The 25,464-nt window shown below is 38.2% G+C and carries 24 protein-coding genes and 1 pseudogene; 2 read left to right on the top strand and 23 right to left on the bottom strand.

Translation table 11 applies throughout. The annotated features are described in order from the left end of the window. Window positions 1–12: 12 nt before the first annotated feature. The 4 genes and pseudogenes from DW963_RS09900 to DW963_RS09885 all read right to left on the bottom strand — a co-directional run bounded on the left by DW963_RS09900 (window position 13) and on the right by DW963_RS09885 (window position 7,063). Window positions 13–1,266 (bottom strand): extracellular solute-binding protein, encoded by a 1,254-nt coding sequence (locus tag DW963_RS09900; protein WP_117915465.1) that lies wholly within the window; start codon window positions 1,264–1,266, stop codon window positions 13–15. 113 nt (window positions 1,267–1,379) lie between these two features. Next, window positions 1,380–3,137 (bottom strand): sensor histidine kinase, encoded by a 1,758-nt coding sequence (locus tag DW963_RS09895; protein WP_117915463.1) that lies wholly within the window; start codon window positions 3,135–3,137, stop codon window positions 1,380–1,382. Then, complete coding sequence (locus DW963_RS09890; RefSeq protein ID WP_117915461.1) at window positions 3,134–4,678, bottom strand: response regulator transcription factor; 1,545 nt, start codon at window positions 4,676–4,678, stop codon at window positions 3,134–3,136. Before DW963_RS09890 ends, DW963_RS09895 begins: the two co-directional genes overlap by 4 nt. Before the next feature lie 92 nt (window positions 4,679–4,770). Further along, window positions 4,771–7,063 (bottom strand): annotated as a pseudogene (locus tag DW963_RS09885) (glycogen/starch/alpha-glucan phosphorylase). A gap of 97 nt (window positions 7,064–7,160) precedes the next feature. Between DW963_RS09885 and DW963_RS13195 the strand changes: the two are divergent. Next, window positions 7,161–8,036 (top strand): helix-turn-helix transcriptional regulator, encoded by an 876-nt coding sequence (locus tag DW963_RS13195; protein WP_158568696.1) that lies wholly within the window; start codon window positions 7,161–7,163, stop codon window positions 8,034–8,036. A gap of 7 nt (window positions 8,037–8,043) precedes the next feature. Here the strand turns inward: DW963_RS13195 and DW963_RS09875 are convergent, their stop codons facing one another. The 17 genes from DW963_RS09875 to DW963_RS09795 all read right to left on the bottom strand — a co-directional run bounded on the left by DW963_RS09875 (window position 8,044) and on the right by DW963_RS09795 (window position 21,888). Beyond that, on the bottom strand, window positions 8,044–9,087 hold the full coding sequence (locus DW963_RS09875; RefSeq protein ID WP_117915459.1) for a DUF8462 domain-containing protein: 1,044 nt from the start codon (window positions 9,085–9,087) through the stop codon (window positions 8,044–8,046). 192 nt (window positions 9,088–9,279) lie between these two features. Next, window positions 9,280–9,948, bottom strand: coding sequence for a DUF4234 domain-containing protein (locus DW963_RS09870; RefSeq protein WP_055215871.1), 669 nt, complete (start codon window positions 9,946–9,948; stop codon window positions 9,280–9,282). 16 nt (window positions 9,949–9,964) lie between these two features. Next, window positions 9,965–10,387: a DUF2752 domain-containing protein gene (locus tag DW963_RS09865; RefSeq protein WP_117915457.1), complete on the bottom strand. Its 423-nt coding sequence runs from the start codon at window positions 10,385–10,387 to the stop codon at window positions 9,965–9,967. Window positions 10,388–10,411: 24 nt separating this feature from the next. Then, window positions 10,412–11,341, bottom strand: a complete 930-nt coding sequence (locus DW963_RS09860) for an AEC family transporter (RefSeq protein ID WP_286169297.1) — start codon at window positions 11,339–11,341, stop codon at window positions 10,412–10,414. A gap of 96 nt (window positions 11,342–11,437) precedes the next feature. Continuing rightward, a complete protein-coding gene (locus tag DW963_RS09855; RefSeq protein WP_012739941.1) occupies window positions 11,438–11,875 on the bottom strand; it encodes a MarR family winged helix-turn-helix transcriptional regulator in 438 nt (145 codons plus the stop codon). A 51-nt stretch (window positions 11,876–11,926) separates the two neighbouring features. Further along, a complete protein-coding gene (gene fabZ / locus DW963_RS09850) occupies window positions 11,927–12,352 on the bottom strand; it encodes a 3-hydroxyacyl-ACP dehydratase FabZ (protein WP_055215868.1) in 426 nt (141 codons plus the stop codon). A gap of 2 nt (window positions 12,353–12,354) precedes the next feature. Then, window positions 12,355–13,587, bottom strand: coding sequence for a beta-ketoacyl-ACP synthase II (gene fabF / locus DW963_RS09845; protein ID WP_117915454.1), 1,233 nt, complete (start codon window positions 13,585–13,587; stop codon window positions 12,355–12,357). Beyond that, a complete protein-coding gene (gene fabG, locus DW963_RS09840; protein ID WP_117915452.1) occupies window positions 13,584–14,327 on the bottom strand; it encodes a 3-oxoacyl-[acyl-carrier-protein] reductase in 744 nt (247 codons plus the stop codon). The genes fabF and fabG overlap by 4 nt, the downstream gene beginning before the upstream one ends. 44 nt (window positions 14,328–14,371) lie before the next feature. Continuing rightward, window positions 14,372–15,445: an NAD(P)H-dependent flavin oxidoreductase gene (locus DW963_RS09835; RefSeq protein ID WP_117915450.1), complete on the bottom strand. Its 1,074-nt coding sequence runs from the start codon at window positions 15,443–15,445 to the stop codon at window positions 14,372–14,374. Further along, window positions 15,435–16,364, bottom strand: a complete 930-nt coding sequence (locus DW963_RS09830; protein ID WP_117915448.1) for a nitronate monooxygenase — start codon at window positions 16,362–16,364, stop codon at window positions 15,435–15,437. The genes DW963_RS09835 and DW963_RS09830 overlap by 11 nt, the downstream gene beginning before the upstream one ends. Before the next feature lie 14 nt (window positions 16,365–16,378). After that, window positions 16,379–17,314 (bottom strand): beta-ketoacyl-ACP synthase III, encoded by a 936-nt coding sequence (locus DW963_RS09825; RefSeq protein WP_199669380.1) that lies wholly within the window; start codon window positions 17,312–17,314, stop codon window positions 16,379–16,381. Continuing rightward, entirely contained in the window at window positions 17,311–18,102 is a 792-nt protein-coding gene (gene accA / locus DW963_RS09820) for a carboxyltransferase subunit alpha (protein WP_117915446.1), read from the bottom strand. The genes DW963_RS09825 and accA overlap by 4 nt, the downstream gene beginning before the upstream one ends. Next, window positions 18,099–18,872, bottom strand: a complete 774-nt coding sequence (locus DW963_RS09815) for an acetyl-CoA carboxylase carboxyltransferase subunit beta (RefSeq protein WP_117915444.1) — start codon at window positions 18,870–18,872, stop codon at window positions 18,099–18,101. The genes accA and DW963_RS09815 overlap by 4 nt, the downstream gene beginning before the upstream one ends. After that, window positions 18,869–20,224, bottom strand: coding sequence for an acetyl-CoA carboxylase biotin carboxylase subunit (accC, locus tag DW963_RS09810; RefSeq protein ID WP_117915442.1), 1,356 nt, complete (start codon window positions 20,222–20,224; stop codon window positions 18,869–18,871). Before accC ends, DW963_RS09815 begins: the two co-directional genes overlap by 4 nt. 14 nt (window positions 20,225–20,238) lie before the next feature. Beyond that, window positions 20,239–20,607 (bottom strand): acetyl-CoA carboxylase biotin carboxyl carrier protein, encoded by a 369-nt coding sequence (locus tag DW963_RS09805; protein WP_286169292.1) that lies wholly within the window; start codon window positions 20,605–20,607, stop codon window positions 20,239–20,241. A 112-nt stretch (window positions 20,608–20,719) separates the two neighbouring features. After that, complete coding sequence (gene acpP / locus DW963_RS09800; protein ID WP_012739952.1) at window positions 20,720–20,950, bottom strand: acyl carrier protein; 231 nt, start codon at window positions 20,948–20,950, stop codon at window positions 20,720–20,722. Window positions 20,951–21,060: 110 nt separating this feature from the next. Beyond that, window positions 21,061–21,888, bottom strand: coding sequence for a DegV family protein (locus DW963_RS09795; RefSeq protein ID WP_117915438.1), 828 nt, complete (start codon window positions 21,886–21,888; stop codon window positions 21,061–21,063). Window positions 21,889–22,018: 130 nt separating this feature from the next. Here DW963_RS09795 and DW963_RS09790 point away from each other — a divergent pair, with 130 nt between their 5' ends. Beyond that, window positions 22,019–22,543 (top strand): TetR/AcrR family transcriptional regulator, encoded by a 525-nt coding sequence (locus tag DW963_RS09790; protein ID WP_117915436.1) that lies wholly within the window; start codon window positions 22,019–22,021, stop codon window positions 22,541–22,543. Between the two features lie 38 nt (window positions 22,544–22,581). Here the strand turns inward: DW963_RS09790 and DW963_RS09785 are convergent, their stop codons facing one another. Both DW963_RS09785 and DW963_RS13760 read right to left on the bottom strand, forming a co-directional pair. Then, window positions 22,582–23,937, bottom strand: coding sequence for an MATE family efflux transporter (locus tag DW963_RS09785; RefSeq protein WP_117915434.1), 1,356 nt, complete (start codon window positions 23,935–23,937; stop codon window positions 22,582–22,584). A 32-nt stretch (window positions 23,938–23,969) separates the two neighbouring features. After that, window positions 23,970–25,202, bottom strand: coding sequence for a hypothetical protein (locus DW963_RS13760; RefSeq protein WP_286169291.1), 1,233 nt, complete (start codon window positions 25,200–25,202; stop codon window positions 23,970–23,972). Window positions 25,203–25,464 lie beyond the last annotated feature (262 nt).

The following is a 25,464-nucleotide window of genomic DNA, read 5'->3' as shown; positions in this document are numbered from 1 at the left end:
AATCGCTATCAATTATTTTGCAATTGATGTATTAATCTGCTTATAGAAATCCTGTGTCTTAGCTGCTGCATTATCTGCTGTTATTTCACCATTTACAATTGCCTTAGCAAAGTTCTGTGCAGGTGCCCAGTAATCATTCATGCCTGTTACTGTTGGCTGGATTACTGATGTCTTGTTAAATGTATCATTCTGTGCTGTTACAAGTGCATCCTTCTTTACTTCATCAGTTGCAAGAAGCTCTGTATTACAAGGAATAACACCTCTTAATTCATAATGCTTCTTCTGTGCATCCTTGCTTCCAAGATACTTTGCAAGTGCAACTGCTACCTGCTGATACTTGCAGTTAGGATTAACTGCGATTGCCTTAGAACCTGCAAATGCTAACATCTGCTTGTCTTTTCCACCAATCTTAACTGTAGGAAGTGAAACTGCTCCAAATTTGTCTCCAAGAATCTCTTTAACACTCTTATAATCCCATGATCCTGAGAAGTAAGCTCCAACTGAACCATCTCTTAAACCAGCGATACCAACGCCCTGAAGGTCATTGACAAAGTTAGGATTATTTACAAGTGAAACCATTGCCTGTGTTGCCTGTGTTCCCTTATCTCCTGAGATATCAACACCTGCTGAATTATCTTTTCCGTCTTTTCCAAAATATGTACATCCATTAGCAAGGAAGAATGATGACATATACCAGCCCTCTGTAATATTGAAAGCTACCTTATTCTTCTCAAGCATTTTATCAAGGCTCTTTACATCACTGTCTGTGAATTTGCTCTTGTCATAGTACATAAACCATGTGTTAGTTGTGAATGGTACTCCGTATACAGCTCCATCTACTGATACTGAATCCACAATTGCATCCGAGTTAGTTTTCTTAACATAATCTGCTGTCTCTCCACCAAGCTTTGCAATAGCGTTAGCATCAACAAGTGTCTGAAGCTGGTCGTTAGCAAAGAAGTATACATCTCCTGAATTCTCCGGATCCTGTGGAACTATCTTTCCTGCGTCCTGCTCTGAGCATACACCGTATTCAAATGTTAAATCCCAGTCAGGATGCTCTGAATTGAACTGGTCACACATTGTCTGCAGCCATTTGCCGTTCTCATCTGCCTGATCTTCCGCACAACCCCATACCTTGATTGTAGCTGTGATTTTTTCCTCACCTGCTGCTGTGTCATCCTTTTTAGCATTGCCACAACCTACAAAAAGTGACCCACACATTGTTGCTGCCATCACTGCAGCCGCTAATCTCTTAAACTTCATAAAAAACCCTCCTTAATAATTATCCGTGACAGCTTTGATTACTGTCCTCTTTTGATAATCTAATTATATTAAGGAGGGGTTAATATTAAAATATAAGATATTTTAGAAACATATCAGTTTTTTGTGTTGTATGGTTTTGCAGGGAATTTTATTGTTATTGTTGTTCCCTCATCAGGTATGCTCTGCACTTCCAGATGATAGCTTTCGCCGTAATAAAGTCTTATTCTGTCGTTAACATTTCTTGCGCCATACCCTTTTGACTGGACTGTTAAGAAGTTTTGTGCAGTTTCTTTGTCCATTCCTACACCGTTATCAGACACGGTTACACATACAAGCTTTTTACCTTCTTCATCCGTCTGCATCTTTGCCTCTACGGTTATTATGCCTTTCCTGTCTGTCAACAGATCTATACCATGGTCTATTGCATTTTCTACCAATGGCTGGAGTATAAGGTTTAAAGATTCGCATGGCATAACTTCCTCTGATACATTTATCACCACATCAAATGAGTTGTCATGCATTATCTGCTGAATCTTAAGATACGACTGCATGTTGCTTAATTCCTGCTCAAAGCTTAGTATATTCTTTCCCTTATTAAGCGATGTACGGTAGTAGTTAGACAATGCAAGTGTTATTTCACTTATATCTTCCTGCTCATATTCTATCGCTTTCCAGTTGATAAGTGACAATGAATTGTAGAGGAAATGTGGATTAATCTGTGCCCTTAATGCACGCATCTCTGATTCTTTCTGGCTTATACGTCCTTCATATACCTGAGTGATAAGATTCTTAATCTGGGTTGTCATGCTGTTAAAGCTATGGATAAGGTCACCTATTTCATCTTTGTCCTGTGTATTAATTACCGCATCAAAGTCTCCATTTTCAACCTTTGCCATACTGTTTTTTAATTTATTAATTCTTCTTGTAATGAAGCCCGTTGTAAATATACTCGCTGCGGCGGCACCTGCAACTGCTACCACAAATGCAACTACAATCATTGTAATCATTGAATTAGCTGACCTGAGCACAAGTTTTCTCGGTTCATAGACATATACTGTCCATCCGGTAACAGAGCTTTCCTTCTTTACTACCGAGTAACCTTCTGTATTTCCACATGTATCATTATCCCATTCTGCCCCATCGATTAGTGAAAGCAGTTTCTTACTGTTTAATCTGTATCTGGTGTTATTATTTTCAAATGTATCACTGCTGCATATAACTCTTCCATCAGCGTCAAGCACCACCATTCCGCAGTTCTGCTCAAGACCACCTGTAAATGAACTCATCATGCTGTCATAATCAACATCTATGTACATGATTCCAAGAATCCCTAGCTGGTCAAGTGTTGACATTTTTCGTGCTGAAACAAGCGTCCTGCTGTCTTCATCAACAAACCACTGTATCTTCGTGCTTTCTACAGCAGAATTATAAAAAGGTCTGTCTTTTATCTCTTCTATTGGAGCTATAGTCGTATCATGTTTAATAGCTTTATCCACATATATTGTTACTCTATTAATATCATTGTGAAAATACTTTAATGATGAAAGCATAGGGTCAAATGTAGTGACAATCTGGTTATACATCTCATATGTGCTTTTGTAATCGTATGAAAGCACTCCCGACAGCGTATCATTAAATGTTATATAATTAGACAAATTGTCATACACCTCTATCTGCCCATCCACCGTTGTAACAGACTGTTCAATTGCCCCCTTGATGCTCTTTAAGTCCCTGTCCATAAGAATGTTTCTCATCTGACAGTATGCAAAAACAAAAAGCACAATCAGGGGAATAAGTCCGGTCACTACATATATGATGACAAGCTTGTTCTGCAATCTTATATCATTGATTTTCTGCTTAATCTTTTTCAACTCAATTCTCCCTGATCCCTGAATTTCTGAGGACTTATACCAAAGTACTCCCTGAAGCTCTGTACAAAATATGAAACATTTGGATAACCCACCTGCTCACTTATATTCACAATCTTCATGTTCGTACCAGTAAGCAGTTCCTTAGCCTTCTCCATTCTGTACTGTTTAATATATTTGCTCAGATTCTGTCCTGTTTCCTTCTTAAAAAGTGAACTTAAATAGCTTGGTGCAAGATAAACCATATCCGCAAGTTGCTGTGCGCCAATCTCCTCACCATAATGGTTATGTATATAATTCTTTACGGTCTCAATCTCCCGGTGTGACGTGGCCGGCTCTTTCCCAAAACTCTTCTCCAACAAATCAATATTGTTATTCACTATATCCATAATGCATGAGAAATCCTCTGACTTATACAGTCTGTCAATCTCCCTTCCAAATTCCGCCTCATCAGCACCCGGAATATTGTCATAGAAATCTTTTAACAGATTGGAAAATACGAACTTGATGTATATATGTGAGAAGTTCGACTGCCCCCTGTATTTCTTACACAGTGCATCAAAATGTATTCTTAAAAATGTGATATCCTTCATCTTGATATCCTGCTTCATCTGCTTCATAAGTGCATCGTCATCAATCTGTACAAGCACAGGTGTATCTTCACTGACATTATCAGAAAAAATGTATCTTCCTGTCTCATAAAACTTATTATTCATCAGTGTATCAACTGCATCCATTATCTGTGGAAGTTCATGATAATCATTGAATAAACCTGACACAGCAATATACATAAACTGTCCTGTCTTTCTATATATATAGTCATGAATATTTGTAAATATTTCTTCAATGTTCTTATCAATATTACCATCTGCTGTGAATGATTTATCAGAAAATATAATAACTGACTGTAATGGGTTAAGATTAAGATACTGATAATCCAGTTCTCCAGTTACCTCTTTAAATATATCTTCACCTGTATCATATTTTCCAAAGAAATCAGTATTAAATTCTATAAGTGCAAGTCTGTTGTATCCTGCCAGAAAATCCCCATTATCAAGTATTCCTGATGCATCACCTGAGTTGAGCAGCGTATACATGTAGTACTGTTTTATAAAGTTAGCCTGCCTGTTATAGTCCTCATCCTTCTTGTGTTCCTCGTCAAGCTCTGTTATAACTCCTGTAATTGTTGAACTGAATTCTGACGGATCAACCGGCTTTAATATATAATCTTTAACACCTAATTTAACTGCCAGCTTGGCATACTCAAACTCGTTATAGCCTGAGAATATAATTGTCTTTAAACTGATGTCGTTGTGCATCACATTCTTAATAAGCTCTATTCCGTCCATAAACGGCATCTTAACATCTGTAAGCAGTATATCTATATGTCCTATTCCTGTATTCTTATCAGATGTCAGATATTCCAGTGCCTGCTTTCCGTTGCATGCCTCAAATACTCCAAGTTCAATTCCCATTCTCTTAAGAAGCATTCTTATTCCGCTTCTCTCAATCTTTTCATCATCAACTATAAGTATATTATACATAAATCCACCCCGAAACCTTCCTCATTCACGAACTTTCGCTCTTATAATGATTATAGCTTCCGGGGCAGTTATTATCAACTTATTTAGTTATATTAAAGATGCCATATATCTTCATTGTACTGTTGAATTGTTCTGTCTGATGAGAAAAATCCGGCATTTGCAATATTAACGAGCATTTTTTCAGCCCACGCATATCTGTCATCGTAATCTGTGAGAGCCTTTTCTTTGGTTTCTATATAGCTTCGTAAGTCAAGCAATGCCATAAACCAGTCTTTTCCTACAATCTCATTATACAGTCTGTTAAGACTATGTGAATCACCTGCCTGAAGCATAACATCCGATATTATAAAATCTACACATTTTTTTATAAGAGCATCTGTCTCATAAAGCTTCTTTGCGTTATAGTCACATTTTTCATAATGTGCAATAACTTCATCACTTGTTGCGCCAAATGTATATATATTATCTTTACCTACAAGCTCTGCAATCTCAACATTAGCACCATCCATTGTTCCTAATGTCACAGCACCATTGAGCATGAATTTCATGTTGCCTGTTCCTGATGCTTCTTTAGATGCAAGTGATATCTGCTCTGATATATCACATGCAGGAATCAGCTTCTCTGCCAGTGTTACATTGTAGTTCTGGACAAGCACAACCTTAAGGTAAGGACTTACATCTTTATCGGCCTCAATAACCTTACTCAATGTAAGTATCAGATGAATTATATCCTTCGCAATTGTGTATGCAGGTGCAGCCTTTGCGCCAAATATCACTGTAACAGGAGTCTTTGGAATATTGCCTGCCTTTATGTCAAAATATTTATATATTATATACAGTGCGTTCATCTGCTGTCTTTTATACTCATGCAGTCGCTTTATCTGTATATCGTATATTGACTGTGGATTAATCTCTATTCCCTGTGTCTGCTTAAGGTATTCTGCAAGATTTCTCTTGTTGTCTGTCTTAATCTCAAGAAGATTATCGTAAACATTTTTATCACCGGCAAACTTTAAAAGGTCTTTTAACTTTTCTGCGTCATGTCTGTATTCACTTCCAATGAGTGTCTCAATGTATTTCGCAAGTCCGTTATTACAGTGGATAAGCCACCTTCTGAATGTGATTCCGTTAGTTTTGTTATTGAACTTCTCTGGATATATCCTATAGAAATTATTAAGCTCTGTATTCTCTAATATCTCAGTATGAAGCTTTGCTACTCCGTTAACGCTCATTCCATAATGAATATCGATGTGTGCCATGTGAACGAGATTATTATCGTCAATTATATACACTGATTTATCTGTGTACTTCCTGCGCACTCTTCTGTCAAGTTCTTTTATAATCGGCATAAGCTGTGGCACAACCCTGTTAAGATAATCCACAGGCCATTTTTCAAGGGCTTCGGCAAGGATTGTGTGATTAGTATACGCACAGCTTTTTGATACAATATCAATTGCTTCATCCATTGTTATCGGACTTCCATCTATATCTCCATTTTCTGTAAGAAGTCTTATAAGCTCCGGGATTACCATTGTCGGATGTGTATCGTTAATCTGGATAACCGCAAAATCTGACAGATTCTTAAATGTTTTTCCGGTGTTAATACATTTGTCCCTGCATTCATCTAATATAAGCCTTGCTCCATTGCTTACCATGAAATACTGCTGATAGATTCTAAGAAGCCTTCCCTGCTCGTCACTGTCATCAGGATAAAGAAACAGTGTAAGGTTCTTGGCAATATCTGACTTATCAAAGTCTATGCTGTCACCTTTTACGATGCTCTCATCAACTGTCTCCACATCAAACAGATGAAGCTTATTCGTTCTCTTTTCTCCATACACATTGATATCATACATTCTTGAAACTACACTGATTTCACCGAAATTGATAGTGTATGTCACATCTGTCGGAACAAGCCAGCTGTCCTTACCAATCCATGATTAGGCACCTCCTTCTGCTTTCCATTCTCAAACACCTGCTTAAAAAGTCCAAGATGATAATTAAGTCCGATTCCGTCACCATTAAGACCAAGGTTAGCAATCGAATCAAGGAAGCATGCTGCAAGTCTTCCAAGTCCGCCATTACCAAGTGACGGCTCTACTTCCAGTTCTTCAATATCTGAAAGATTCTTTCCTGCCTGTGTAAGTTCTTCCTTAACTTCATCATAAATTCCTAAGTTAATAAGATTATTGGATAAAAGCTTTCCTATAAGGAACTCTGCAGAAATGTAGTATACCTTTCTGCCATTGTCTTTCACTATTCTATCACGTCCCTTTTGTGCAACCAGCTTCATAAGTGCATGAAGCACTCCTCGTTGCTGCATAAGTGCAAGTCTTTTCCATATTCTTCCAAACATATAGTGTTAAGCATATCGTTGCCCTCCATTCTTGTATTTATATTTTATTATAGGGTTGCTGGAAAAATTCTCTTGCTTTATAATGGGATAAACTTGTACTATTCTATCATATTTAAGGAGAACCTTATGAATATAACAGATTACGGACCACTGAAAGAAACCAAGTCTCATTTTGATTCAGATTTTTTATATAACACTTACCCATGCTCTATCCCGCTTGATTTTGCGGAAGTTCCGCTTCACTGGCATAATGAGATGGAGCTTATATACATCAAGAAGGGACGCATGATCGTAAGCGTTGACCTTGAGTATTCTGTTGTAAATGCTGGAGATATTGTTGTTGTCATGCCTGGACATATCCATTCTATCATCCAGAACGAAAGTGATTCATGCGAATACGAAAATATTCTTTTTAATCTTGATATGCTTGTTAGCAGGCAGTGTGATTATGATACCGTGAGCTTTTTTAACGGAATTTCCGGCTTTAAGGGGTATTGCCCTCCTGTTATCAGTAAAACTGCGCCACACTATTCTGATTTAATTCATTATATTGATGAAGCTGATAATATATGCAAGTATTTCCCTGACGGGTACAGGCTGAAAATCCGTGCATGTCTTTTTAATTTCTTTTTTGAGCTTAATGCACATTTTTACACGCATACAGATATGCCTGTACACTTGTCTGATGATAAGATGGATAAGCTGAAACTGGTACTTAATTATATTGAAAAGAACTTCGCGCGTGCAATATCCATTGAAGAGATTGCGCAGTGGTGTCATTTCAGCCAGTCGCATTTTATGAAGTTTTTTAAGAACTGCACCGGAACATCTTTTATCACTTACTTAAATGACTACCGGCTTATTATTGCTGCAAGAATATTAAAAACCACAACCCAGCCGGTTATTATAGTGGCTTCAGATTGTGGTTTTGATAATATATCTTACTTTAACAGAAAATTCAAAGAAAAATACGGTGTTTCTCCGAGGGAATTCAGGAAATAAGGTGTTATTAATATAATCTGTTTTTTACATATTCTTCAAATCTTGGCAGTGCCATTGCTATTTTTCCATACTGTCTTGTATCTATAACGCCCTTTCGCTTTAAACGGTCACGGTACACAGAGAATAATTCCGGTTTCATGTCAAGCTTTTCACGAATATCTTTTACTGACTGATAACCGCTCTCAGATATAACGCTAAGTATTTCCTTATCTTTAGGTGATAACTCTGCCCATATCTTACTGTATACATATTCATCTAAATACTGGTCATACTCTGGCATAATATCTTCAAGTGTATGATCTTTTCTATTATCCCAATAAAGATATCCAAGCACCTGAAACGCAAATGGATATCCTCTTGTAAGAAGTGTCATCTTGTCAGCCATTTCATCATTAATATCAAATATTCTCATGTAATGGCTTTTAATAGCTGTATAATTAAGCGGCTCTAATATAATCTTAGGTGCTCTGTATAAAAATGTAAGTGACTTTTCATTCTGTAAATCATATATATTCTCATACAATCCTGTCATCAAAAGATATATAGGATATTCTTCTCTTAAAAATATCTGAAATGAACTTGCAAATATTTTAATATTCTCTGAATTAACAACCTCATCAATTGTTATAAGCAGCCTTTTCCCCAGACGTTTTATGTGAGAAAGCATTATCTCAATAACATTTTCAATATCAGTAACAGGAACAGCATTCTCTACTGTTACCCCCAGTCCAAATACTGAAAAGTCAAGCTTTGCTTTAACAAATACTGCATGCATTTCTGGAATTGCATATATCTTTGCTGCCAGACTCTGTAAAAGATCACGGTTAGGATTAAGTTCAACTACTATCCATTCATCTGACCGTTTCCGTATCTCTGACGCAATGTTAGTCATCATTACAGTTTTTCCTGAACCTCTTACTCCTGTTATCATATATATCTGATTAGGTGATTCTTCCGCTGTAAAATCTCCAATTATTCTTTCTGTCTGTGCAATTCTCGAAATATACTGCACTGGTTTTTTCCCAAATGATAATGTAAACGGATTATTCATGCGCAGCCTCCTATATAAGTTTATATAACCTTTTATAACTTTTTGTTTGTTTTATAACTTTATATAAGTTTTTATAACTTTTTATTTATTATATAACCTTTTATAACTTTTATCAATTGCGAAATAAAAAATCCTGCTCTCTGGCAGCCCAAACCACCTGAAAGCAGGATTATCTTTTTAATTATTAACAGATTACATTAAACCTTGTGCTCTGTTGTAAGCATTACATATCTTATTAGAATTCTTGATAAGAATATGCATTGCAACAAATGGTCCAATTCCACAGATAAAAGCACCAAATATCTGCCATAAAAGAACAGTTGTACCATTCTCCTGGATTGAAAGTCCATAACGAGGTCCGTTAGCTGCAAGTCTGTTACCAAGATTATAGTACCAGAACCATGCATATATACCACATGTTATGAGTGATAAAAGAACAAATGCAACAAGCCCTGATGTATTCTCTCCATCTCCATCACATGCAATATTAACATCATGTGCCATCTTGTAAATGAAATAATAGCTGTATATTCCACATGTGATAATTGAAAGAATTATGTATGAAGCAAGACCTCTGTCATCCTTTAATCTTGTACCTGAGTATGGTGGGATTGTGCCATTATTATAACCATTGCTGTAATTCTGATTAGCATTGTAACCCTGATTATAATTCTGGTTATTGCTGTTCCCATTGAAACTCTGCTTTACTTCATCAAAAGCACTTCCTAACTCTTTCTCAACCTTATTGAATACCTGACCTGCCTGACCAGCAATATCCTGCTCTGGTGAACAATTTGCTCCACAATATGGGCAGAACTTAGTTGAATCTGGAATCTGTTTTCCACATTTTGTACAAAACATAATATTTCCCTCCCCCTTATAAGTTTAGTTTGCGAATGATTCGGAATACAATATTGTTCTGTGGTTCAAAAACCACTACATTGCCATCTCCAATAAACATTCTATACAAGTAAACTATAACAAATGCACCTGCCATTGTAAACATAAAAATTTTATAAAATTTAATATTTATTTTAGATTTAAGAAGCATAACTATCACAACAACTGGCGGCAGGAAAAACAGTGGATGATACATGAACGCTTCATGTATATTAAAATGCAGTAAAGCTATCCATGCTCTCGACATTCCGCAGCCTGCACACGATATTCCCGTTATGTATTTTATAGGGCATGTAACCCCGAAACTTTCAAGTATTACATACAGCACAACAACTGCTGTAACTGATGTTATCACTTCTATTCTATTTAATCTTCTTTTATCTGCATTGCCTCCGCTCATTATTCCCCCTGATAATGCTTTTTATTACATTATAATCTCTCCTGCAAGCAATGCAAGACAAGGAAGCGTAATTATGCTAATCAATGTAGACAAAGTAACTGCACCAACCGCCAGCTTCTGGTCATGCCCGAACTTAATTGCGAAAAGTGTTGTAATAGCCGCACACGGGCATGCCTCAAGTATAATTGTAATAACAGCAACCATTCCACGGGCATGTATCAGATACATAACTATAGTACAGATTACCGGTATAATAAACATCCTGAGAATAACCGTAAAATACACTCTTTTATCCTTTAAGATACTCAATAACGGGAACTGTGAAATAGTAATTCCTGTTATTATCATAGACAGCGGAGTATTCATGCCGCCGACAACATTAAATGTATCCTTAAGAACATCCGCAACCGGAATTCTTGCAAGGAATATGACAAGACCGACCGCAACCGATATAATTGGTGGGCATGTAACAATCTTCTTTAAAAGTTCCTTGAAACTCATACTCTCTGAAACATACACAATTCCGACAGTCCATAAAAGAATATTGAATACAGTAACATATACGCTCGCATACAGTACGCCTTCTGAACCATACATTGCCTGAATAAGTGGAAATCCCATATAAGCCGCATTAGAAAATGTAGTTGCAAATCTTATAATGCCGCGCACTTCCTTTTTCATCAAAAATGTTATGCCAATCGATAAAGCCATTCCTATGCATATAGTAAGTATGCTGTAAAAAAGCATTCTGCCCATATTCTCAAGAATCTCGGCATTATATCCTGACATGTAAGAATTAATAATCATAAATGGAACAACAAAATATATAAGAAGGTTAGAAAGCATACCCTTGCCCTCTTCATTAACCATCTTAATCTTTCCGATAACAACTCCACACAATATAAGTATGAATAATTCAAATACCTGCTTCGCGGTAATAAGTGCTAAATCCATAGCTCTCTTATCCTCCTTTTCATACACGCAAAAAACATGTTATATATTTCATCTTTTGAAATATATAACATGTTAATAGCAAAGTCAAGTAAAAATCTAATACTTTATCTCTGGCATAAGCTCTGCACTTATTACATTAAGCATACGTTCCATTGTCTCTAACTCTTCTTTAGAAAATCTGTCCTCAATCCTGCCCATTACAGTCTTAAGATATGTATTGCTGATATTATAATAATCTATATACTTCTGTGTTACCTCGAGATGATACTCTCTCTTGTCTTCCTCAGACTGTACTTTCTTTAAGTATCCCTTCTTAACAAGGTTATTAATCTTATACGCCGCGTTAGGAGATGATATATTTGCCATATCAGCAAACTGTGCCACAGTAGGTTTATCAAGTGCATATATTATCTCCATGCAGAAAGTTTCTACAGTTGTAAGAGATGTCTCCCTCTCCTGTAGCTTTTCAAACATTTTCTGATAAAAATGCATCTTAAACTTCGTATATACCTTACTAAATGAATCCTGCAGCACCTTACTTTACCTCCAAAGCTTTTTTAATTGTTTATTATTATAACAATAGCTCTATTCTATTGCAAATGTAAGTTCCGCTGACACTGCAAGTTTTCCGTCAACATAAGCTTCTGCCTTTCCTACGCCAACAGGACCTTTTCTTGCTATAATCTCGCATGACAAGGAAAGCACATCCCCAGGTGTTACCTGAGCCTTAAACTTAGCATTTTTAATTCCTGCAAAAAGTGCTATATGTCCCTTGTTCTTTTCTTCCGACAACAAAGCGACTGCTCCTGTCTGCGCCAGTGCCTCAATAATAAGTACTCCCGGCATCACCTTCTTCTGTGGAAAATGTCCTACAAAATGCATTTCATTGGCAGATACACATTTAATACCACAAGCCTTCTTTCCCGGCTCACACTCTGTTATCCTGTCTACTAATAAAAATGGATATCTGTGCGGCAGAATCTGCTGTATTTCATCTGAATTAAGCTGCATCATTACACCACCTTTCTAAGCACGATGGATGCATTATGTCCACCAAAGCCAAGTGAATTAGACATTGCATAATCAACTCTTGACTCTCTTGCCTTATTTGGAACGATATCAAGATCACAGTCATCATCCGGCACCTGATAATTAATGGTTGGCGGAATTATATCATTCTTTACAGCAAGCGCCGATATAATTGCCTCAACAGCACCACTCGCACCTAACATATGTCCTGTCATTGACTTTGTCGAGCTTACCGCAAGCTTGTACGCATGTTCTCCAAATGCCTTCTTTATCGCGTTAGTCTCACCCTTATCATTAAGCTTTGTACTGGTTCCATGTGCATTAATATAATCAATATTCTCTGGTTTTATTCCTGCATCCTTAACAGCCTCAGTCATCGCCTGTGCCGCCATGCTTCCGTCTTCGAGAGGAGCTGTAACATGGTTTGCATCACATGTTGAGCCATATCCTGCAATTTCACAATATATCTTAGCGCCTCTTTTCAGTGCATGTTCATACTCTTCAAGAATCAGCACACCTGCTCCTTCACCCATAACAAATCCGCTTCTTTCTTTATCAAACGGAATAGAAGCCCTGTTTACATCTTCTGCTTTGCTTAATGCGTGCATTGATGTAAAACCACCAATTCCAAAATCAGTTATACAGCTTTCTGCACCTCCGCACACAATCACATCCTGATATCCATCTCTGATCTGTCTTAATGCATCTCCAACAGCATTAGTTCCACTGGCACATGCAGTAACAACACATGTACACATTCCATGTAGTCCGAATCTGATTGCAACATGTCCTGCCGCCATGTTAGTTATCGACATTGGCACAAAATGTGGCGAAACTCTGTCATATCCTTTACTTTCGCCTCTTAAGCATTCTCTCTGTATAGTTGTAAGTCCACCAATTCCACTTGATAATATAACACCACACCTTAATGTGTCTTCTTTGCCAAAATCTATAGCTGAATCTTTCACTGCTTCATCTGCAGCTGCAAGTGCATATATCGTGAAATCGTCCATCTTCCTTAATTCTGCTTTATCGACAATACTCTCTGGGTCAAAGCCTTTTACTTCACCGGCAAGCTTAACTGCACTGTTTTCTGTATTAAAATGTGTTATCTTTCCAATACCACATTTACCAGCTTTTACAGCTTCCCACATATCATTAACATTGTTTCCGACAGGAGTAACTGCTCCCATACCTGTTATTACAACTCTTCTCATATTGCCATTCCTCCGTCTACACAAAGTACCTGTCCGGTTATGTATCGTGCTCCGTCACCTGCAAGAAATGCTACTGTTTCTGCAATATCTTCCGGCTTTCCCATCTCTTTAAAAGGTATATTCTCCACCACTTTTTCTTTAACAGCGTCTGACATTGCTCCAGTCATATCAGTTTCAATCATTCCCGGTGCAACCGCATTTACAGTAATATGTCTTGACGCAAGCTCTCTTGCAAGCGACTTCGTCATACCAATAACGCCTGCTTTACTTGCAGAATAATTAACCTGCCCTGCATTACCCATGACACCTACAACAGAACTCATATTAATAATTCTTCCTGCTCTCTGTCTTAACATAAGTCTTGAGACACCACGCATCATATAAAATGTACCCTTTAGATTCACATCTATAACTGCATCGAAATCCTCATCCTTCATACGTCCAATAAGATTGTCCTTAGTAATTCCTGCATTATTAACAAGAATATCAATTCTTCCGCCAAGTAAATCCACAGCTTCCTTAATTAAACGCTCACATTCCTCTGAATCACTCACATCTGCCTTAATTGCATGGATTTCAATTCCATACTCTCTGCATAAATTAACTGTTTCACTGGCAGCCTCATCACCTGAACGGTAACTGAATACAATATCTGTTCCTTCACTTGCAAGCTTAACGCATATAGCCCTTCCTATTCCCCTGCTTGCACCTGTAATAAGTGCTTTTCTTCTCTCAGTCATTCCCTATCCTTTCCAAATCAATGTCAGATTTGCTCAACCAAAGCTTATATGTCCGATTTATTCAATCTGTAATCTGTCATAATCTCATTAATAAGTTCCTGTACGCTTATTATCCGGTCAACTCTGTCTGCATTACTTCCTGCAAAAAACAGTCCATTATCCCAGTCACCCTTAACTGCTGCTATAAGTGCCCTGCTTATGCAATATGGTATACTGTCATCCTTCTTACATGCTGTAAGACAACCATTACATTTTCTTGCCGTGAAGGTTTCTCCTGCATCAAGCCTTTCAAGCAGTGGGCTGTTAATTGCACGTGCCGGCATTCCAACAGGACTTTTAATAATACGGATGTCTTCTCTCTTTGCATTAACAACAGCCTGTTTAAATGTATCCGAAGCATCACATTCATTGGTAGCAATGAATCTTGTCGCAATCTGTACCCCGGCAGCACCTTTATTTACATAATGTGCCATATCTTTACCATCAAACACACCACCAGCGACAAAAACCGGGATATCCGCACCCGACTCTTCTATTACAGCAAGTACATCTGACAGTATTTCATCGTTACTCTGCGTTTTTCCCTGTGTAATATCATCTGCATCAAAGCCTAAATGTCCTCCTGCCATGCTGCCTTCAATAATGAACATATCCGGATACACATCATAATGCTTCTTATAAGTTTTCATAATTATCCTGGCAGCCCTGCCACTTGAAACAATGGGTGCTGCCAGTGTGTGTGTTCCCTTAGTAAACTGTGGCAGATTAAGAGGCAGTCCGGCACCTGAGATAATAATATCTGCCCCTGCTGAAACTGCAGTCTTACAGCTTTCATCATAATGAGAAACCGCCGTCATAATATTTACAGCTACAAGTCCCTTCTTTGCACTTTCTGCTGCAATCTGCTTAGCCCTCTTAATATGGTAATCAAGTGCCCTTAGATTAGCCTTATATGGGCTGCTCTCAAAATCATGTTCATCATAACCTGCATTAACAGAACTGATGACTCCACATGCCCCGCTTGCTGCGACTGCACCTGCAAGGGATGAAAGCGAAACTCCGACACCCATACCGCCCTGAATTACCGGAACATCAAGTATCTTGTCCTTAATCTGCATACAATTCCTTTCGCACAGCCTCATATTCTTCATATATTTGTTCAAATATTTTCTCAATTGGCTGTATCTTATCAATCTGACCTGCAACCTGACCTGCCATCAGTGAGCCATTCATTGTATCACCGTCAAACACTGCCTTACGAAGAGAACCTAATGTATATTTCTCAAGTTCCATCTTATCAGCACCTGCCTTCTCCTGCTTTACATACTCGCGTGACATCTCATTTTTAAGTACTCGCACTGGTGTACCAGCAATTCTTCCTGTAACTATAGTGTCATTATCCTTTGCTTTAAGTATTGCCTGCTTATAATTATCATGTATAGGACACTCTGTACTTGCCAGAAGACAAGTTCCCATCTGTACACCTGCCGCACCAAGTGCAAATGCTGCTGCAAGCTGTCTGCCATCTGCAATTCCTCCGGCTGCAATAACCGGAATATTCACACTGTCAACTACCTTTGGGACAAGTGTCATAGTTGTCATCTCGCCGACATGGCCACCACTTTCTGTTCCCTCTGCAACTACTGCATCAGCTCCGAAGCGCTCCATTCTTATTGCAAGTGCTGCACTTGAAACAACTGGTATAACCATCATTCCATTAGACTTCCATTTGTCCATATATTTAGCCGGACTTCCTGCTCCTGTTGTTACAATCTTTACATTTTCTTCCACAAGCAGTTCTGCCATTGCATCAGCTTCCGGATTCATAAGCATAAGATTCACACCAAATGGTTTATCCGTAAGTGTTCTGCATTTTCTTATGTTTTCACGAAGCATATCCGTGTTCATTCCACCAGCTCCAATAAGCCCCAGTCCGCCTGCATTACTAACTGCAGCTGCAAATTCTCCTGTTGCAATATTAGCCATTCCGCCCTGTATAAACGGATATTTTATTCCTAACATCTTATCTAATCTCATTATGCTGCTCCTTATTATGTCTCTATCAAAGCACTGCTCCAGCTAAGCCCCGCCCCAAAGCCTGCAAGAATCAGCTTTCTGCCTTTATCAAAGCATCCGCTTTGTGCTAACTCATCAAGTGCTATTGGGATACTTGCCGCTGATGTATTACCGTATTCTGCTATATTTACATAGAACTTATCTTCATGCCCCGGATATTTCTTCTTTACATGATTAATAATTCTTTCATTAGCCTGATGGCACACAATATAATCTACGTCATCAAGTGTCATGTCCGATTTTTTCAATATTTCATCAATTCCCTGTTTAAGAACATCAACTGCAAAACGGAACACCGCATTTCCATTCATCTTTACATATGCATCCTGTGCACCTATACCTCTGCATACAAGTACATCAGTATCGCCTCTTGTGTAATTAATCTGTCTATACATATTGTCAGCCGCTTTTATAAGAACTGCACCAGCACCATCTCCAAAAAGCACGCATGTTGAGCGGTCTGTATAATCTAATATCTTAGACATCTGTTCACTGCCAATAAGCAGTATGTATTTATAATCAGTGCTGTTAAACAGTGCCTGCCCGACATTTAATGCATGCAGAAAACCTGTACATGCGCTGCTTAAATCAAATGCAAGTACATTCTCTGCCAATCCTAGTTCCTTCTGTACAATTGCTGCAGTAGATGGAAATGCATTATCAGCCGTTGAAGTTGCAACTATAACTGCACCTATTTCTGCAATATCCACACCTGATGCCTCTACCGCTTCATATGCTGCTCTGACTGCAAGTGATGTAGTATTTTCCTGTGTACATCTGTATCTTTTCTTAATACCTGTTCTTGTTGTTATCCATTCATCATTTGTATCAACAATCCGGCTTAAGTCATCATTCGTAATTATCTCTTCTGGGAGTGCTTTCCCTGTGGACACTATCTGAATGCCTTTCACTTTATCTCTCCCCTGTCTATATTCCTGAATTTGTCATATCTTGAATTAACAATCTCTTTTGATTTCATCCTGCCAAGAATTCCGAGTTCTTTTTCTAACATTCTTGCTATATCTGAAAAGCACCTGTCTCCTTCTGCAATTACACCGTCAACGAGTCCGGCAGTAAAAAGCTCCTGTGCAGTAAGCTTCATAATCTCACTTGCCTGTGGTGCTTTCTTAGCATCCTTATATATTATTGACGCAAAACCTTCTGGAGACAGAATTGAATATACTGCATTTTCAAGCATGTACACCCTGTCGGCTGCTGCCAGTGCCAATGCACCGCCACTTCCACCTTCGCCTGTGATTACAGATATAACAGGTACTGTAAGCTTAAGCATTGCTGCTATACTTCCTGCAATTGCATTACTCTGTCCGTTGCTTTCTGCTTCCATGCCCGGATATGCACCTGGCGTGTCAACAAATGTTATGACAGGTCTCCTGAATTTTTCAGCCTGTTTCATAACACGGACTGCTTTTCTATACCCTTCAGGTGACGCCATTCCGAAGTTGTATCTTATATTCTCTTCTATATTCTTTCCTTTGCGGTTTCCAATAACAGTTACCGTTTTCCCATTAAATGAAGCAATTCCTGCAACAAGGCTTTTATCATCTTTATAATATCTGTCACCATGCATTTCTATAAAATCATCGAAAAGCACTTCTATGTATTTCATAATATCCGGACGGTCGCTTTTTCTGGCTGCAAGAACTTTCTCATATGGCGTTAAAACATTTTCATTGTTCATGCTTCTCCTCCGGTATTCACATGCATTTTCAATATCTTTGATAAAGTCTGCTTCATATCTTTTCTGTCAACTATCATATCTATCATGCCATGTTCTAACAGAAACTCTGAGTGCTGGAAGCCTTCCGGCAGCTTCTGTCCGATAGTCTGTTCAATAACTCTTGGACCGGCAAAACATATAAGTGCTCCCGGTTCAGCAATTATAATGTCACCAAGACTTGCAAAGCTTGCGCTCACACCACCTGTTGTCGGATTAGTGAGATATGATATAAATAATCCACCCGCATCCTTGAACTTTTCAATTGCCGCTGTTGTCTTTGCCATCTGCATAAGCGAGAAAAGACCTTCCTGCATTCTCGCTCCACCGCTTGCAGCAAATATTATAAGAGGCAGCTTTTTTTTCATTGCATATTCTGTAAGTCTTGTAATCTTTTCACCTACTGCAATTCCCATGCTTCCCATAAGGAATCTTTTATCCATAACTGCAACTGCTGTTTTGACTCCGCCTATTCGACATGTTCCAGTAACTACTGCATCCTGCTGGCCTGTCTTTAATCTGTTTGCTTCAACCTTCTTCTCATATCCCGGAAAGCTGTTTGGATTGCCTGTCTTAACCTGTGCATACAATTCCCTGAAACTTTTGTCATCACTTATAAGTGCAATTCTTCTTGATGGTGTAAGGCTTCCATCTGCCTGTTCCTCACTATCCCTTAATCTGTTGATAGTACCCCACCTTTTCTTACGCTTTAAGAAAATGTCATTGATATTCATTTAACTGTAATTCCTTCCTTAAGCCACTTTTCAATTTCGGTATGATTCTTCTCCCAGAAACCTGTATTGTAATTTCCTCTTATAAAATCCTTATGATATGTAAGAAGATGCATGAACTCTCTGTTAGTCTTAACTCCTTCAATTATCAGTTCCTCAAGAGCCCTTCTTAATCGTCTTACCGCCTCAAGTCTGCTGCTTCCAGTCACTATAATCTTGGCAATCATTGAATCATAAAACGGACTCACTTCATAACCTTCAAAAAGATGGCTCTCAACTCTTACTCCATAACCATCTGGAAAATGTAAGAATTTAATAACTCCCGGTGTAGCCGCATTTATTCTGCACTCAATTGCATGTCCATTGACACATGCATCTTCCTGAGTGATATTAAGCTTCATTCCGGCAGCTATTCTTATCTGTTCTCTTATAAGGTCAATTCCTGTAACCTGCTCAGTTACCGGATGTTCAACCTGTATTCTCGTATTCATCTCTATAAAATAGTAGTCACCCTGTTCATTCATAACGAATTCAACAGTTCCTGCACTATAATATCCTGCTGCTCTGGCAGCTCTTACTGCAGTCTCTCCCATGACTGTCCGCTTATCTTTACATAATTTTGCACTTGGAGCTTCCTCTAAAAGCTTCTGATTATTACGCTGGATTGAACAGTCACGTTCTCCAAGATATATTGTATTGCCATATTTATCTGCAAGAATCTGTATCTCAATATGCCGTGGATTGATTATCAGCTTTTCTATGTACATATCATCGTTGCCAAATGCAGCTTTAGCTTCACTCTTAGCGGTTTCAAATGCATTTTCTATATCTTCTCTGCTGAATGCCTTGCGCATTCCTTTTCCACCGCCTCCAGCTGACGCTTTAATAAGTACAGGATAACCAATTCTTTCTGCAATGTGTGCTGCTTCCTCTGCTGTTGCAACCAGACCATCAGAGCCTGGTACAACCGGAACCCCGCATTCAATCATAAGCTGCCTTGCCGACTGTTTATCTCCCATGCTGCTTATTATGTCTGCTGATGGTCCTATAAATATAAGATTGTTCTCCTCACATTTTCTTGCAAATGCAGCATTCTCAGACAGAAAACCATAGCCAGGGTGGACTGCCTCACACCCTGTCAGTATTGCTGTTTCTATTATCGCATCCTGATTAAGATAACTTTCAGCCGCCTTTGCCGGTCCAATGCAAACCGCCTTGTCTGCTGCCATAACAGCAAGTGAATCCTTATCTGCTGTTGAATATACAATTACGGTTTCTACATCCATCTCACGGCAGCATCTGATTATCCTTAACGCTATTTCACCACGGTTTGCTATCAGTATTCTCTTAAACACTTCTGCTACCTCCGTTAATTAAGGATTACAAGCGGCTGTCCATACTCAACCATAGTGCCATTCTCTGCTGCCACTTCCTTAACCGTACCGTCACAATCTGCTGTAACTTCGTTCATCAGCTTCATTGCTTCAATTATTCCAATAACATCACCAGCATGAACGCTCTGTCCTGGTTTTACAAAAGGTTCCTCATCAGGACCTGCTGCTGTATAAAAAGTTCCAACCAATGGCGCCTTAATTTCTTTAATATGCTCATCTGACTGTGGCTGTACATCCTGAATAGCTGTAACGGTCTGTTCCTGTTCTGTATTAATGCGAACAATATCTCTCTTTACAGGCACATCACATATGGCTTCGTACATTGTTTTCTTCAGTCCAAGCATACGCCATTCATCTCCAGATTCAGTTCGCTGCATCCACTTGCATCAAACTTATCTATAATCCCATAAATATCATTAATATCCATAACAAACTGTCTTCCTTAAAATCTTTATGTTAAGCTGCATTCTTGTCAACATACTCAACAATTGCTTTAACTGATGTAAGATTAGGAAGTTCTTCTTCTGGAACAGTAATTCCATAAGCATCTTCAACTGCCATCATAAGTTCCATTGAATCAAGTGAATCAATTCCAAGATCATCCTTTAAATTCGCTTCTAATGTAATCTTATCCTCTGAGCAGTTAATAGTATCCATAATAATTTCTTTTACCTTTTCAAATGTCATTGTTTTGTTCTCCTTAAATAATTTTATCTAAATATATTTAACTAATATATTTGAGCTAATTATAAGAGCACAAATCAGGTTTGTCAATACTATTTTGATATTCAAAGTATTTATTTCGTTTCACAGCTGAGTATTATTCCGCCTCGCTCAGCATAATAACTGCATAATCCTCCTGCTTTATATACACACACATCCGTAGCACCGTATGCCTGCTTTATCATATCAGCTATCTTATCTGCAAGAGCTTCATTTTCAACATGACATATTCTGAGTTTTCCGCCTTCATATCCTGCATCGTCAAGTAATGCCTGCAGTTTTACAAGAAGCTTTTTATCACCTCTGCATTTACCGATTGCTTCTAATGTTCCATGACTGCTTGCTGTTCCTATTACACTTATGCCAAGAACCTCCGCAGCCGATGCTACAACCTTGCTTACACGACCATTCTGTGCAAGATTATGCAGTGATTTTAATGAACAGAACAATCTTGTTTTCTGCATATATGCATCTATTGCTCCGTCTATCTCTTCAAATGTCTTTCCCTCTTTAATCATTTGCTGCAATTGTTCCAGTATAATACGCATCTGTGGACCAGTGCTTTTAGAATCTATTACTCTGACCTTAGCCTGTGGATGTTCCTCCAGATACACTGCTCTCGCTGCCATTGCAGAATTATATGTTCCTGACATTCCTGCAGTTATTGTTACAACAAATATCTCATTATCATCGCCAAAAGCTTCAAGCCACGCATCTATTCCAGGACACGCAGTGTATGAACGTCCCTTATGTTTTTCAAGAACATCAAGCATTCTATGAATATCAAGCTGTCCATCATCACAAAACTCCTCGTTATCTGTAGATATTGTAAGCGGAACTGCCTTAAAGACCATTCCCTCAAGTTCTTTTATATCACATGCTGAATCTGCTACTAATCTCATTATTAATCCTCCTGTTTACCAGATATACTCCATTTTAATGTAGTTTTAAATACTACGTCATATTGTATTTTATAACTTATAGTGTTACAATATACAAAAATAGCGTTTTTGTATATTTCAGGAGTACATTATGAATATAGTAAACAAAGATTCTAAGAATACATTTACACGAATGTGCATAGGTGAAGCAGTAATCAGGCTTCTTAAAGACACTGATTTTGATAAGATACGCATTACCAGTGTAGCGAAATGTGCCGGTGTATCACGCATAACTTTTTACAAATATTATCAATCAATCCATGATGCACTATGCGACTATCTTAATATTATTATAATTGAATATCTGGAAGAATGTGCCAGCAACCCTGAAAGCGGGAGCTTTCTTGATTATTCACACATCCTTTTTGCACTTGAATTCTTTAACCGGTATAAGGATTATTTCCTTACCCTTTCAAGATGTGGACTTTATTCTATTCTGATTAACAGCATTAATAATTTTATGTCTGAACATTTTACGAATCCTAAGAATTACTCTGAGTACAGACTATACTGTTACTCTGGCGGATTGCTTAATGCATTTTTAAAATGGGAAGAAAACGGATGTGACTGTGATGCTGGCGAGATAGCCAGAACTCTTGAAGAACTTTATAGTTAATAAGCCACTCCTTACGGAATGGCTTAAATATTTTATAATCATTTATTAATCTGTGAATGCACTTTTCGACGTACTATAAGGAAACATATAACCTGCATAATTATCGTTGCCGTCCATGATGCCGGATATGATATGAACAGGTCATACAGTGTTCTGTGGCTTGGGAATATCACGAATATCCAGAATATTCTCATTCCTACTGTACCAATAACTGATAATATCATCGGCACTAGCGAATATCCCATTCCACGAAGTGCGCCCGGAAACAGATCCATTATTCCACATAAGAAATATGGCACTGTTGTAATTGATAATATCTCAACACCACATTTGATAACATCTTCACTGTTAGTGTATATCATAAGCACTTTATCACCAAATATATATGCACCGCAGCCAAATACAAGTGACACTCCTACTGAAAGTATTGCACAATCTATAAGCACCTTGTCCATTCTCCTGAACTTTCTTACACCATAATTCTGACTTGTAAAACTCATGCAGGCCTGTGTTACTGAATTAATTGATGCATATAGAAAACCAAGAATATTGTTGGCTGCTGTATATCCTGCCATTGCTGTTGAACCGAATGAATTAACTGACGACTGCAGCAAAGCATTTGAGAAATTAATAACTGTACTCTGTATTCCTGCCGGAATTCCAACCTGAAATATCTGTTTAAGATAGTATCCCTTTATCCTTAATTTTGAGAATCTCAACTGGTAACTTGCATCTGTCTTATTCAGACATCTTAATACAAGCACACACGATATGAACTGTGAAAATATTGTTGCGATTGCTACTCCTGCAACCCCTAAGTTAAACACAATAACAAGTACCATATTAAGGCATGCATTTATAATTCCCGCTGCTATAAGAAACATCAGCGGTCTCTTGGTATCACCAACTGCTCTAAGAACAGCCGCACCATAGTTATAAAGCATAAAAAATGGCATACCAAGAAAATATATCCTCATATACAGTGTTGAAAGGTTAATTACATCATCTGGCGTTCCCATAAGCTCAAGTGCCGGCTTAGCCATCAGCAGGCCTATCAGCGCCATCACAACTCCGCTTATTGCCGCAAATGTTATCGCAGTATGCACTGTTTCTGACATCTCTTTATGTTTGCCTGACGCATAGAATCTGGCAGCCAGTACATTTGCGCCCAACGAAACTCCTATGAAAAGATTAACAAACATATTAATAAGCGCTGTCGTTGAACCTACTGCTGCTAACGACTGGCTTCCTGCAAATCTTCCAACAACAATTATATCTACAGCATTAAACATTAGCTGTAATATTCCTGAAAGCATCAATGGCACTGAGAACGATATTAACTTATCCATTATTGTGCCATTGCACATATCTATTTCATATTTATTCTTACTCATTGTAAATTTCCTTTATAAAGCATTGGGACAGACTATTCCCAGTATCCTAGCTCAACACCTTTTTTATAGATTCCTACTCCTTTAGAATAATAACCATACGCATTAAAATGTGTCCAGTCTGAACGGAGTTTCACAGATATATATCCAAACGCTCCATATACCTCATCTATCTTTTCCTTTTTCAAACCACAATCATCCAGCCCGTTCTGAATCATGTAGACTCTTGTATTAAAGAAATGTTCTCCAAATGCTTCTCTTAGCGCTGCTTCCCATGCAGTGTCATCAGCTCCTACATAGTCATCTCCATCCTCCAGATATGACTGGCTGTTGTCTGCAAGAGATGTACCTGGATCATCCGTGTCTCCAACTATGATATAATTCTCACAACCTGTATAATCAATCACTGCCTGATACTGGGAAATAAGCTCATCATAGTCATCCCATCCACCGTTACTTCCCATCTCAATCACAAGAATATCATCCTTATGATCATATGCTGCTTTAGTTGTAACAGCAGTACCTTGTGGAATAAACATATAATCAGGCTGTTCAAGACCTGTATCATCACATATTCTGATGCTGACCATATAATCCTCTATATTATAGTCATCATCCTCCATATCTTCCCAGTAATCTTCAATATCCCGTTTCTTATCAATCTGACATAATACACCATCTATATATACAGTATCAGGATAATCATTATATTCAATACCATATCCGCTGAAATCATACATATAAACAGGATTCCCCTTATCATCCATAAGGCATACATCCTGATATGTATTCTTATTAAGATTAAGATTACGGTCAGTATGCATCTTAAGACCACCAGCTCTTCTCGCTATCTCCTCTGATGTCTCCCCTGATACACCAAAATTAAATGTATTAAGACCAGTAAGCTTTCCTAAAGTATATGGTGCAGTGTAATAACTTATATCAACTCTTCCTGCTTTAGTAAGTATATAAGCATCATCTGAGCCAAAGCCTTCCATCATGCTGTCGCCCCAGCAGGCAATTGATACAGTATCACTTGAATAATCCTTATCATCTTCATAAGGTTCTGTATAATCTTCTGTACCGATATTCTGTGAGACCTTCACAATTACATGTGTTTTATCTCCACGTGGTTTTATGATCTTAGCCATATTAATAAGATTATCTTTAGTTTCCGGTCTGCCATTCAATACCACAGCCCCTGCGGCAATACCTCCTGCAAGCAAAACCACTGCAATCCCCCATATTGCTGCTTTCTTTAATTTCATAAACTCACCTTTTCTGCCCCTTATATATCCGGCACTTCTGTTATAACACTTATTTACCCGACCTGCAAATATAATGAAGCAATAGTCCACTTAGACAAAAAAATAGAGCGGGTGATGGGGTGCCAGGTGCCTGTGGCACCTGCCTGGCACCGACCGGAGCGAAGCGGAGACCGAACCCGTGGGTTCGATTCTCATCACCCTAAAATAGTTCACTTAGATAAAAAAATAGAGCGGGTGATGGGAATCGAACCCACGTATCTAG

It is taken from the genome of Eubacterium sp. AM46-8 (assembly GCF_003466705.1).
Taxonomy (GTDB): Bacteria; Bacillota; Clostridia; order Lachnospirales; family Lachnospiraceae; genus Lachnospira.
This window is presented reverse-complemented; position numbering and strand designations above follow the sequence as displayed.